The 13197-nt window shown below is 38.5% G+C and carries 12 protein-coding genes and 1 pseudogene; 12 read left to right on the forward strand and 1 reads right to left on the reverse strand.

Annotation, left to right across the window (positions count from 1 at the left end):
- Positions 1-52: 52 nt before the first annotated feature.
- From AC2TDL_RS12610 to AC2TDL_RS12665, 12 genes and pseudogenes are all read left to right on the forward strand, one after another.
- Positions 53-1162 (forward strand): annotated as a pseudogene (locus AC2TDL_RS12610) (ABC transporter permease); the annotation flags it as partial.
- A gap of 419 nt (positions 1163-1581) precedes the next feature.
- Positions 1582-2394 (forward strand): alkaline phosphatase family protein, encoded by an 813-nt coding sequence (locus tag AC2TDL_RS12615; protein ID WP_484696448.1) that lies wholly within the window; start codon positions 1582-1584, stop codon positions 2392-2394.
- 57 nt (positions 2395-2451) lie between these two features.
- Complete coding sequence (locus tag AC2TDL_RS12620) at positions 2452-3624, forward strand: ABC transporter substrate-binding protein (RefSeq protein ID WP_484696449.1); 1173 nt, start codon at positions 2452-2454, stop codon at positions 3622-3624.
- Positions 3591-4445, forward strand: coding sequence for an ABC transporter permease (locus AC2TDL_RS12625; RefSeq protein WP_484696450.1), 855 nt, complete (start codon positions 3591-3593; stop codon positions 4443-4445). Before AC2TDL_RS12620 ends, AC2TDL_RS12625 begins: the two co-directional genes overlap by 34 nt.
- A complete protein-coding gene (locus tag AC2TDL_RS12630) occupies positions 4442-5287 on the forward strand; it encodes an ABC transporter permease (RefSeq protein WP_484696451.1) in 846 nt (281 codons plus the stop codon). The genes AC2TDL_RS12625 and AC2TDL_RS12630 overlap by 4 nt, the downstream gene beginning before the upstream one ends.
- Positions 5284-6315, forward strand: coding sequence for an ABC transporter ATP-binding protein (locus AC2TDL_RS12635; protein ID WP_484696452.1), 1032 nt, complete (start codon positions 5284-5286; stop codon positions 6313-6315). Before AC2TDL_RS12630 ends, AC2TDL_RS12635 begins: the two co-directional genes overlap by 4 nt.
- Positions 6316-6325: 10 nt before the next feature.
- Entirely contained in the window at positions 6326-7105 is a 780-nt protein-coding gene (locus AC2TDL_RS12640; RefSeq protein WP_484696453.1) for a DeoR/GlpR family DNA-binding transcription regulator, read from the forward strand.
- Between the two features lie 2 nt (positions 7106-7107).
- Positions 7108-8106, forward strand: a complete 999-nt coding sequence (locus AC2TDL_RS12645) for a histidinol phosphate phosphatase domain-containing protein (RefSeq protein WP_484696454.1) — start codon at positions 7108-7110, stop codon at positions 8104-8106.
- Between the two features lie 2 nt (positions 8107-8108).
- On the forward strand, positions 8109-8882 hold the full coding sequence (locus tag AC2TDL_RS12650) for an MgtC/SapB family protein (protein ID WP_484696455.1): 774 nt from the start codon (positions 8109-8111) through the stop codon (positions 8880-8882).
- A 29-nt stretch (positions 8883-8911) separates the two neighbouring features.
- Positions 8912-10297 carry an ethanolamine ammonia-lyase subunit EutB gene (locus tag AC2TDL_RS12655; RefSeq protein WP_484696456.1) on the forward strand — a complete coding sequence of 462 codons (1386 nt, stop codon included), beginning with the start codon at positions 8912-8914 and terminating at the stop codon, positions 10295-10297.
- Entirely contained in the window at positions 10294-11067 is a 774-nt protein-coding gene (gene eutC, locus AC2TDL_RS12660) for an ethanolamine ammonia-lyase subunit EutC (protein WP_484696457.1), read from the forward strand. Before AC2TDL_RS12655 ends, eutC begins: the two co-directional genes overlap by 4 nt.
- A 140-nt stretch (positions 11068-11207) precedes the next feature.
- Complete coding sequence (locus AC2TDL_RS12665) at positions 11208-12170, forward strand: tRNA dihydrouridine synthase (RefSeq protein WP_484696458.1); 963 nt, start codon at positions 11208-11210, stop codon at positions 12168-12170.
- A gap of 185 nt (positions 12171-12355) precedes the next feature.
- Here the strand turns inward: AC2TDL_RS12665 and AC2TDL_RS12670 are convergent, their stop codons facing one another.
- Positions 12356-13174, reverse strand: coding sequence for an alpha/beta fold hydrolase (locus AC2TDL_RS12670; RefSeq protein ID WP_484696459.1), 819 nt, complete (start codon positions 13172-13174; stop codon positions 12356-12358).
- Between the last annotated feature and the right edge of the window lie 23 nt (positions 13175-13197).

A 13197-nucleotide genomic window follows, 5' to 3' on the forward strand; every position in this document is an offset into this window, starting at 1 on the left:
ACCTATCTAATCAACTGGCGTCGCCTATTATCTGTTATAAAAAAAAGAGTTTCGCCAAATTATTCGTGATCCAGTAAGTCTGCGCGTGCCGCTTCTGCTTCCTGTATTTTGGATTATTTTGTTTGGATATGCGGTTAATTTTGAGGTTGAGCAACTACCGATTGCAATTGTTGATGAAAGCAAAACGACTTCTAGCGAGTCGTTAATTGAACGACTGCAGATGTTTGATGCTGTTCAAGTAGAGAGTTATGCAGAAAACAAGGATGAGCTGCTAAAGATGATTGATCGTGGTCAAGTAAAAGCTGGCATTTATATTCCAGCAGGCTATGGAGCGGTGAAAAATGAAGAAGACGCTCCTGTTATTTCCTTTTACATAGATGGATCGGAGGCAATTCCTGCCCAAACTGCACTGAATTTAAGTACACAAATCAACGAACGCTTGGCAGGAGAACTTTTAGAAGCAGGAGCGGGAAATCAACAACGCTTAACAGAGCAATCAACAATCCCGCAAGAGAGTCCACATGTAAAGCTTGAGCCGATCGTTCAATATAATCCGGAGATGAGTAAAACGGTATTTACGATACCTGGTCTTATCGGACTTGTCGTACAAAATATGACGATTATTTTATCGGCGTTTACGATTGTGCGTGAAAGAGAAAGAGGAACAATCGAGCAGTTGATTGTTACACCGATTAAACCGCAGGAGCTTATATTTGGTAAATTGCTGCCGTATGCTGTAATCGGTTATGCGGGATTTTTGTTTTGTTTATTCATTTGCTATACATTGTTTCAATTTCGTGTGACTGGTAATTTCGTTTTGCTGCTAAGTGTAACGCTGATTTTTGTTATTTGCTCTCTTTCAATTGGGATTGTTATTTCTTCGTTGGCTAAAACCCAATTACAAGCGTTGAATTATACATCAATGGTGCTTCTTCCTAGTGTATTATTATCAGGCTTTTTGTTTCCAAGAGATTCAATGCCGCTAGCTATTGAATTCATTAGCTATCTCATTCCGCTTACATATTTTGTTGAAATTATGAGAGACATATCAGTAAAAGGAGCAAATCTCTCTTTAGTATGGGAAAATACTGCCATTCTTATTGGGTTTACGCTTCTATTGCTGCTGCTTGCCAATAAGCGATTCAAAAAAAGTATGGATTAGTTTTAGCTTGAATATAGAACAATTTTCATAAAGTAATGAAGCAAGGTTGTCCAGTATGTCGGTAAAACCGACTGTGGGCAATCTTTTTTTTACGAAAAAAAACGGATAAGAATATTTAAATATAACATAAATATGTTAATTTATATAACACAAAATTTTGAATTTATTGAGTTTCGAAGACTAGTTAAATAGGAAAGTGAAAGTTAAACCACGAGTTCGCACGGATTCCAAGGGTTGAATTTTCTGAAAATAAGGATTCTTATTATATTTTTGTGGATTTTAATAGGTTTTCCCACATAAAAATGATTAAATTTCAATATTTTTTTTGGATTTCTGTTGACTTTCGATAATGTTAGTATTATGTTAATAAATATAACAAATAACAAACAACAAGAAGCCAAGAATTGAGGGGATGACCATTGTCAAAAGTTATTTACATTGTATTGGATGGACTAAGATATGATACTGCAGTGTCACAGCTAGGGTATGTATATCATTTAGTAGAAAAGTCAAAGGCAGCTCTTTATAAAGTGAAATCAGAGCTTCCGAGTTTGTCTAGACCATTATATGAAGTGCTGTTAACAGGTACACCTGCCTGGAAAAATGGTATCACCTGCAATCACATTGTGCGGTTATCTACACAGAAAAGTATTTTTCATGTCGCACGAGAAAATGGATTGACTACAGCCGCGGCTGCTTACTACTGGGTTAGTGAACTTTACAACTATGCTCCTTTCAATCATGTACTTCACCGAGAACAACACAATCCTAACAATCCAATTCAGCATGGTAAGTTTTATTTTGAAGATCATTATCCTGATACGCACTTATTTTTAGATGCAGAGTATTTAAGAAGAACGTATGATCCTGATTTGTTATATATCCATTCCATGAACATTGATGATACAGGTCATAAGTTTACTTCTGACTCAGCCGAATACCGAGGACAAGCCTTAAAGGTTGACAATATATTAGCAACGCTTTTACCTACTTGGATTGAAAATGACTACCATATTATTATTACCGCCGATCACGGTATGAATGAGGATGGACATCATGGAGGCACAGGTAATGGAGAAAGAGATGTACCGTTATTTATAATTAGTCCTTCAATTGAACCAGGCATTTATACAGATGAGTATGTACCTCAACTAGCACTTGCTCCATTTGTTTGCAAGTTGCTAAATGTAGAACCAACAAATGATATGACACCAATCGATTTTGCAAAGTAAGAAGTTAGGTGTTAATCAGTTGGATATATATTAAAGACAATTATAGGAGGGAAAACAATGCTTACAAAGAAACGCGGAAAAGGATTTTTAACAGTAATGTGTGTTGCATTAACAACAACAATGGTACTAGCAGGATGTGGAAACTCAAGCAGTAACTCAAATGGAAATTCAGGTTCCACTACAGGTTCTAATTCAGGTTCTAGTGCCAATGCAAGTGCATCAGTTGATGAAACAGCAGTACTTACTCTTGAAGAGCTAATTCCTCTAGCACAAGAAGAAGGAAAAGTAGTAAGTGTTGGTATGCCTGATTCTTGGGCGAACTGGAAGGATACTTGGGAAGATATAAATAGTAAATATGGTCTTGACCATACTGATACAGATATGTCGAGTGTAGATGAAATTAATAAATTTGCTGCAGAGAAAAATAACCCTACTGCTGATATAGGGGATGTTGGTATCGCATTTGGTGATATGGCTATAGCAAAAGGTGTTACACAACCTTATAAAACAGAATATTGGGATGAAATTCCAGATTGGGCGAAAGATGATGAAGGTCACTGGATGGTTGCTTACACAGGCTCAATTGCTTTCCTTTGTAATACAGAATTAGTAGACAAATGTCCGACAAGCTGGGCAGATATTGAAAACAATGGAGGTGCTTATAAGCTAGCGATTGGCGACGTTGCTACAGCAGCACAAGCGCAACATGCAATTCTAGCTGCTGCAATTGCATTTGGCGGAGATGAAAGCAATATTCAACCAGGTATTGATTATTTCAAACGTTTAGCTGAAAAAGACCTTCTTTCAAAAGTTGACGTAAAAGTTCCTAACTTCCAAAAGGGTGAAGTTACAGTAGCGGCATTGTGGGACTTTAACGCACTATCCTATCGTGAAGAAATTGGAACAGAGAAGTTTGAGGTTTCTATTCCAGAAGAGGGCAGCGTAATTAGCGGTTACGCAACAATTATTAATAAATATGCTCCGCATCCAAATGCAGCTAAACTTGCACGTGCTTATATTTTCAGTGATGAAGGTCAAATCAATCTTGCTAAAGGATTTGCACGTCCAATTCGTTCAAGTGTAGTTCTTCCTGAAGAAGTAGAGACAAAACTTATTCCGCTAGAGCAATATGAAAATGTTAAACCAATTAATGATTTCACAGTTTGGGAAAATACAGTGAAGGAGCTTAGTGCACTATGGCAAGAAGAGGTTCAAGTTCACATAAAATAATGCTTTTGCTGCTTCTACCATTCTGCTTGTGGGTAATTGCATTTCTAGTCTTGCCAGCAGCGGGAATGATTATCTCTAGTTTTCAAAATGACGGCGGCCAGGGGTTTACCCTTGGCCAGTACTCCAAAGTATTGTCACACCCGTTATATCAATCTGCGATTGTAAACAGCGTACTGCTATCGTTGTTTTCTAGTGTTGTAGGGATTATTATTGCGACAATTAGCGCATATGCCTTTACGACATTTTCACCTAAAGTGCGTGACGGGCTGCTTAACGTTTCTAACGTAATGACAAACTTTGCAGGTGTTCCGCTAGCGTTTGCTTTCATGATTATTTGGGGAGCTAACGGAATGTTTACACTAATCTTTAAAGAGATTGGATTATCGTTTTTAACCTTTGATCTTTACTCTTGGACAGGGTTAGCACTTGTATATATTTATTTCCAAATTCCAATGGGAATTATGCTAATCTACCCATCGTTATATGCAATTAAAACCGAGTGGAAAGAAGCTGCTGCACTGCTTGGTGCAGGTACATGGCAATTTTGGAAAAAGATCGGCATCCCGGTTTTGCTTCCAAGTATAGTAGGGACACTTAGTGTGCTTTTCGCAAATGCAATGGGTGCCTATGCAACTACTTATGCTTTAGTACTTCGTAACTTTAATTTGCTGCCTATTCAAATAGGTTCGCTAGTAAGCGGGGATGTATTCCCTCGCCAAGAGCTTGGCAGTGCAATGGCGATGGTATTGTTCGTAATTTTACTTATAGCTATGTTGATTAATGAGAAAATGCTGAAGCTTGCAAGGAAGGGGAACGAATGAAAACAAAAACGCATAAAAGAAAAATTGGTTTTAAGGCTTGGAATTTGGTTGTTGTCATTGCATTGTTTACATTTTTGCTTACTCCCTTGTTAGTTACTGCGCTGTTCTCTATAAGTGTGGAGTGGCAAAATACAATCTTGCCAGCAGGCTTAACATTAGATTGGTATAAAGAGTTATTTACTGATGAGCGATTTTTATGGGTAGTAGCGAGAACGTTAATTGTAGCAATTTTATCAGTGGTTATATCGTTAATTGTTATGATTCCTACTGTATTTATCGTTTCGGTTTATTTGCCGAATCTTGAAAAATATTTGAAAATCATTGTGCTCCTGCCGTTTGCATTGCCAGGTATTGTTGCAGCAGTAGGGTTAATCAAGCTATATTCTTCCGGTCCAATCGCAATATCAGGAACAATTTGGATATTGATAGGTATTTATTTTATTATCCTAATGCCTTTTATTTATCAAAGTATACGAAATTCATTGCGCTCTGTTAATGCGATTGAATTGATGGAGGTAGCTGAAATCCTTGGTGCAGGAAAGCTAAAAGGCTTTATACGTGTTATCATTCCTAATATTATGCCAGGAATCATTGTTGCTAGTTTATTGTCCCTCTCTACAATTTTCGGTGAATTTGTACTAGCGAATATGCTGGTTGGCGGTAGTTATGAGGTTGTACAGGTATATTTATTTAGAATGATATCTACAGATGGACATACCTCAAGTGCGACAATCATAACGTTCTACGTTGCAGTATTTATTCTTTACGCTATCGTGTTAAAAATCGGAAATATGAAGCCTAAAAAACAATCAGTAGGAGTTATAGAGGAGGAGACAGCATGAGCTTTGTGCAAATAGAGCATGTTTCAAAATACTATCACAAAAATAAGGTGCTTGATGAAGTTTCATTAACAATCAATGAAGGAGAATTTATTACTTTGCTTGGTCCCAGCGGTTGCGGAAAAAGTACATTGCTGCGAGCAATTGCTGGACTAAATGATATCGACGAAGGAGCAATCAAAGTAGGCGGGAAAGACATTACACCTTTGCCTCCAAAAAAACGCAATGTCGGAATGGTGTTTCAATCTTATGCACTATTTCCTAATATGACAGTGTATGACAACATCGCATTTGGTTTGAAGATGGATGGCTTAAACAAAAAGCAAATTGCCCCATTAGTAAACGAAATGATGGAAGTTATAGACTTAATCGGCAAAGAAAATCGTTATCCTAGCCAATTGTCCGGCGGTCAGCAGCAACGTGTTGCTTTGGCTAGAGCGCTTGTGAAAAAGCCGACAGTGCTTTTGCTTGACGAGCCGCTTAGTGCTTTGGATGCAAAAATCCGTCGAACACTGCGTAATGAAATTAGACGAATTCAACAACGACTAAATATGACAACCATATTTGTTACCCATGATCAGGAAGAAGCGTTATCGGTATCCGATCGAATCTATATTATGAATCATGGTACAGTCGAACAGGAAGGCTCACCAAACGAGATTTATAGCAATCCGAAAACAGAATTTGTAGCGAGATTTATCGGTAATTATAACGTGCTAAGCCGGGAGGAGGCAATATTAGCTGCAATAAATGGTATACCTGATGCAGGCAACATGTTTGCAATACGACCGGAAGCAATTCAAGTCTATAAATTGCAAGATTCTAATCAAGCAATTGACTATTCATGTATTGGAACAGTTTCTTTTATTACTGTTTTAGGTAATGTTATCAGATATGAGGTTGACGTTGCAGGACTTTCTATAAAAGTAGACCAATTAAATCAACAAGGATTGGAGCCTTTGAACGTTGGCTCGGCTGTAAAGCTAGTCATTCCTAAGGAAGAGTGGAAAAGTATAGAAAAATCAAATTAAGGTGAATGTAATGTCATTATCATATGAGAAAAGAAAAAAGAAAATACTCGAATATTTAAATCGAGAAGGAAAAGTTCAAGTTCATATATTAGCAGAGGAATTTGATGTTTCCACTGAAACGGTTCGTCGTGACTTGGAACGTCTAGGCAGTGAAGGAAAGCTGAAAAAAGTATACGGCGGAGCTGTTAAAGTTAGGGCTGATTCCTCTGAACTTCCATTTGACGAAAAGACACTGCTTCATGCATCTGAAAAGGCAGCTATCGGGAAGTTTGCTGCTTCATTAATTAAACAAGGCGATACCATTATGCTGGGAAATGGGACGACTGCGTTAGAGATTATTCGAAATTTAACAGATCGTACTGATGTAACTTTGGTTACACATTCAACTGCTGCTCTTTGGTTAGCATTTGAGGTTTTTCCAGGTCGTATCTTCTTCGTTGGCGGAGAGGTGAATAAGCATCAGAAATCTGCATCCGGTCCACTTGCAGAACTGACACTAAATCAACTAAGAGTGAATAAGGCGTTTATATCTGCTGGAGGGATTTCATTAGTTGATGGAATATCAGATTATGAGCTTTCCGAAGCGACAATCTCCCGAAAAATGATGGAGCGAGCAGATGAAACGATTTTCTTAGCAGACTCCTCGAAATTTGGCAAGCCAACTTTCGCAAATATTTGTTCATTGGACGATGTATATGCGATTGTAACAGACAGTAAGTGCAGTGATGAATGGAAAAATTATATGAGTGAGCGTGACATTACACTTTACATCGCAGACGAGGAGGCATAAACGTGAAAGTTGATTTTCATTTTCATCTTGAGGAAGGCCCATATTCATTTAAGTGGTTGGAGCGAACAGCAAAAGCATTGGAGGTAGTACCTGGCGAAATAAAACCGGATAGCGAAAGAAACACATTAGATTGGATTAAACATAAGGTGAAGCGATTAGAGCAAAGATTGGAGGAAGGTTGTTTCACCGAGCGTTGGTTAGAGGCATATTTTATTGAAGGTCAGAAAAAAGGTATTAAGAAATTTGGAATTGTCGATCATTTGTATCGCTTTAAGGAATTTCGAGGCTATTACGAAAAATATATATTAATGGATGATAGCAAGCTTGGAAAACTGCAAAGATATTGGTTTGATCGCGTGCAAATGTGCTCAATCGAGGATTTTATTGGGCTTGTGCGTCGAATGCAGCAAAAAGGCTTTCCAGTTGCTTTAGGTGTCGAGGCAGATTACTTTCCAGGTGGAGAAGAAGAATTAAAAGAGCTGCTATCTCAATATGAGTTCGATTATATTATTGGAAGTGTTCATTTTATTGATGGTTGGGGATTTGATAATCCGGAGGTACAGGATATTTTTAAAACAAAAGACTTAGTAGAACTGTATAAATATTCCTTTGAACATGTAAAAGCTGCTGCTAATTCTGGTTTATTTGATATTATTGCCCATCTTGATAACTTAAAAGTATTTAACTATCGTCCAGATGAAGCATTGTTAGTAGAGATGTATGATGATGTAGCAAGAACATTGAAGCAAGCAGGAGTAGCTTCAGAAATCAACACAGGACTAGCATATCGTTATCCAGTTAAGGAAATGTGCCCGAGTCCGACATTTTTGAGCAAGCTATATGAACATGGGGTTCCAATTACGTTAAGCTCTGATTCTCACTATCCAGATGATATTGGCACGATGTTGGATGAGGCTGCTGATCTAGCGAAAAGAACTGGCTATAAAGAAATAGTTTATTTTGATAAACGTCAAAGATACTTTTGTTCGCTAGAGGATTAGCAATGAATCCGGGAATGGTGATTACACCGGGCATATGGGAAATTAGCCCAACAGAGTTAACGCTTCGCATTGTCTTTGCGCTAGTAATTGGCGGCTTGATTGGTCTTGAAAGAGAATGGGGCGATCATGCAGCGGGATTTCGTACGCATATATTAGTTTGCTTAGGTTCTGCCCTTATTATGTTGTTATCGATTTATGGTTTTAGTGAGTTTGCTTATGAAGCTAATGTGCGAATGGACCCTGCTCGTTTGGCAGCACAAGTCATTAGCGGCATTGGTTTTCTCGGAGCTGGCACGATTATTCGCAATGGAATGTCGATTTCGGGTCTTACGACAGCCGCTTCATTATGGGTTGTGGCAGCTTTAGGTTTAGCTGTAGGAGCGGGATTTTACTACGGAGCTTTTTTAACGGCTTTACTTGTATTAATTAATCTGTTTGTCCTGAATAAGTTTGAAAAATATTTAGTTAGAAAAAGAAAAGAGCTGGAAGTTACATTAAGTATGGCAGATTCCCCAGGTAAGTTGCAACTTGTACTATCTCAATTCGAATATTATGGAGCCAGTGTACTTCATATATCAACTTGCCAAAAGCAACAATGTAATGATGAAGATGAAAAGCTCTTACATTTAATGATAAAAATAAAACTCAGAAAATTCAGAAAAATACCATATCTGTTCGATGATCTTCGTAAAATAGAAGGTATTTGTAATTTAGATATAAAGCCATTTGAAAGCAAATTTAAAAGTGATGGATTAACGAGTCAGCTGCATTTATGAGTATATTTTCAAAAGACAGGAGGTAAATTATGAAGCTTAAAACAACTGTGCTTGGTCAAACTTATCAATTTAAAAATTTGAAGGAGGTTATGGCCAAAGCTAATGAGGAAAAGTCAGGTGATCAATTAGCAGGAATCAGTGCAGAAAATGCTAAGGAGCGTATGGCAGCAAAATGGGTTTTATCTGAACTTACTCTTTCAAACATTTATGAAAATCCATTATTAGCTCCAGAGCATGATGAAGTTTCACGAGTTATTGAAGAGGACTTGGACAAAAAAATTTACAGCAGCATTCGCAACTGGACAGTCGCAGATTTGCGAGAATTTTTGCTGGCATCAAAGACAGATTCTTCTCAAATAGCGACGATTTCACGCGGCTTAACAAGCGAGATGATTGCAGCAGTGACAAAAGTTATGAGCAATCTTGATTTGATTCAAGCAGCTTCAAAGATTGAGGTAATTACCGAGTGTAATATTGCAATTGGTCAAAAAGGAGTACTCGCAGGGCGGGCTCAGCCTAATCATCCTGCTGACGATGTACAAGGCATAAAGGCATCTCTTTTCGAGGCTCTAAGCTATGGAATCGGGGATGCCGTGCTTGGCATTAATCCAGTTATTGATACAGCAGACAGTGTTAAGGCAATTATGAATATGACGCGGGAAGTTATTGATCAATATCATATTCCTACGCAAAATTGCGTGTTAGCACATGTCAAAACGCAAATGCGGGCAATTGAGCAAGGCGGTCGAGCAGATTTAATGTTCCAAAGCTTAGCAGGAACAGAGGCAGGCAACCATTCCTTTGGGATTGATTTAGCTTTACTGCAGGAGGCCGACGATTTAATTCATAGTCAAGGTACAGCAACTGGTCCGAACCGCTGGTATTTCGAAACAGGTCAAGGTTCTGAATTGTCGGGGAATGCACATTTTGATATTGATCAAGTTACGTTAGAGTCGCGCTGCTACGGTCTTGCTCGCAGATTTAAGCCATTCCTAGTTAATACAGTTGTTGGTTTTATAGGTCCTGAATATTTATATGACAGTAAACAGGTCATTCGTGCAGGGCTTGAGGATCATTTTATGGGAAAACTTCATTTGCTACCGATGGGTGTAGATGTTTGTTACACAAATCATATGAAGGTTGATCAGAATGATATGGATAATTTAGCAGTGCTGCTTGCCGCTGCTGGAGTGAATTACATTATTGGAGTCGCAATGGCTGACGATGTTATGCTAAATTATCAGTCAACTAGCTTTCACGATATAGCAACTTTAAGAGAAACGTTAGGAAAACGACCAGCGCCAGCTTTCGAGAAATGGTTGGAATCAATGGGCATTATGGCAAATGGTAAACTTACTTCAATTGCAGGGGATCCATCAATCTTCCAATCATCAGTTAGGAGTGCAGTGGTATGAGTGTAATAAATAAAGAGGTTCAAGTTAAAATTGTACATGATGCAAAGCGCTCAAACGTTCCTAAGCCGAATAGCACGGAAATGATAGAGGATCTGTTAAGCTCTACACCAGCGCGTATTGGCGTATGGCGTTCCGGAACAAGACCGCTTACCAAGGAAATGTTAAAGTTTCGCATCGATCATGCTGCCGCTGTTGACAGTGTGTATAGTGAAGTTTCACCAAAGTTGCTGCAGCAATTTTCACTCGTTCAAGTGGAAACCAAATACGAAAATAAAGAAAATTATTTGAAACGACCAGATATGGGGAGAATTTTGACAGATGAAAGTGCAGAAGTGCTTCGCAGGCAATGTCTGCATGGAGCACAAGTACAAATCGTCGTTTCTGATGGATTAAGTGCCAATGCAATCGAACATAATTTAGCAATTGTTTATCCCAATTTAATCGTTAACTTAAATAAGCTTGGCTTATCTGCAGGCACTCCGATCTTTGTTAAGGGAGGACGTGTTGCCATAATGGACCAGATCGGCGACATATTAAAGCCGGATGTGCTTGTCTTATTAATTGGCGAAAGGCCGGGACTAAAATCATCATCCTCGATGAGCGCTTATATGGGTTATCAGCCAAGAAGCGGGATGCTTGAGTCAGATCGAAATGTAATTTCTAATATTCATCAATACGGTACAACTCCTGAAGAGGGTGCTGTGCAAATTGCTGAGATGTTGAAAAAAATGCTTGAGCAAAAAACAAGCGGAGTACATTTAGTTCTCTAAAGTTTTGCAAAGAGGCAGATAAAAGATAGAGGAATTTCTTTTACAGTAAATGTTAGAGGAAGGGAAGTACTGCAATGAGAAAATATGATATAATACTGATTTAGTAATTTTAGCTGATGAGAGGAATGTCATAGATCGCAATGAGTAATTTTTGGAATGAGTTACCTCGTCCTTTTTTTATACTTGCACCGATGGAAGATGTTACTGACGTTGTGTTTCGTCATGTCGTAAGTGCAGCGGGCAGACCAGATGTATTTTTTACAGAGTTTACGAGCACAGAGAGCTTTTGTGATCCTAATAGTGTGTTTACAGAAGGCGGTAGATTAGTATTTACCGAGGATGAGCAACCGATTGTAGCGCATATATGGGGAGATAAGCCTCACTATTATAAGGAAATGAGTATGTATTTAGCCGAGCAAGGATTTAAAGGGATAGATATAAATATGGGATGTCCTGCTCATAATGTGGCTGCTAAAGGTAAAGGCTGTGGCTTGATTCTCCGACCGCAATTAGCAGCAGAGCTGATTCAGGCAGCAAAAACGGGCGGACTGCCTGTTAGCGTTAAAACAAGACTAGGTTATTCCTATGTCGATGAATGGCGGGATTGGCTCACTCATATTTTTAAGCAGGATATTGCTAATTTGTCGATTCATTTACGCACAAAAAAAGAAATGAGCAAGGTTAAAGCTCATTGGGAGCTTATTCCTGAAATAAAAAAGCTTCGTGATCAAATTGCCCCGCATACGTTATTAACGATAAATGGAGATATTCCTGATCGAGCAACAGGCTTAAGGCTGGCAGAGCAATATGAGGTTGATGGCATTATGATCGGCAGAGGAATTTTTGCCAATCCGTTTGCCTTTGAGCAAGAGCCAACTGAACATAGCATGGAAGAACGGATTAACTTATTAAAATTACATTTAGATTTATATGACAAATATTCGATTGAAGCTCCGCGTCCTTTTGTTCATTTAATGCGCTTCTTCAAAATATATGCAACTGGCTTTCCTGGTGCTACTCAGTTAAAAGACCAGTTAATGAAAACGACCTCAACTGATGAGGCAAGAAAAATTGTTGAGCAGTATTTACAAGGGATTAGTTAAATAATCGTCATAACCCAGACAATCCTTTCCCTATAATGCTGATGTCGTGGAGTTTGGCAAAAGATTTCATCAATAATATCTAAGCAGTGGTGTAAAGTAAAGATTGATGGAGAGGTTAGTATATTTGAATTTTAGTGGAGAAGGGTTTGGATATCGTCCTTCTCCAGCTTTTAAGCAAACGGAAGTCACTGCTTTATCACATCGAGAAAATCTTTTACGACCTGATAAAAGCCGTTCGGGTCATCAGAATGTACTCCGTGGCCGCATTGCTCAAAAACGACAAGCTCGGTGTTTGGTCTTTTTGCTGCCATTTGTTCAGCTTGGCTTAAGTTCAAAATGAAGCTTTTTTTACCGTGAATAAGTAAGATAGGGCAAGTAGAGGACAACCAGTCTTCCCACCAAATCCCGCTAGCATTTTGTGCAGAAATTTTCATCCCCTTCAGATCTGAAAGAAAGCCCCATCCTTGTTCATCTTCTAACACACTTTCTGAAAAATAATCAATAGCTTTAATGCCTGCATGTTTGAGGGATTCTCGTAGCTCGTCAAGTGAACGAGAACGTTGAGGCAAATTCTCGGCAAAAGACATATCGGTTGTAATTTCTGCACCAATATCTTCTACAATAACGGCTCTAGTCAGTTTAGGGTAGCGTGCGGCAAACTGATAGGCATTTAACCCTCCTAAGGAATGACCCAATATTGTAACAGCCTGTCCGCTTAGTTCTTGCTGAATCAAGTGAAATATATCATTTACGTAACTTTCTCGGGAATAATCCTTATCAGGGGAATGATCACTCCATCCATGTCCGCGTTGGTCTAAGCTAATCATTCGCCAACCTTGCAGCTTAGATGCCAGATTGGAAAATGTTCTAGCATCATTCATATGACCGTGCAACATTAGCAATATATTTTTACTCTCTCCACCATAGTCAAGGTATGAAAGAGTAAGATTACCCGATTTAAAATATTTCCTTGTTACTGTACGGTCTTCATGCGAATTAAGCATAAGGTTTTCTCCTTTCTTTGTAA

It is taken from the genome of Paenibacillus sp. plas6, assembly GCF_057221655.1.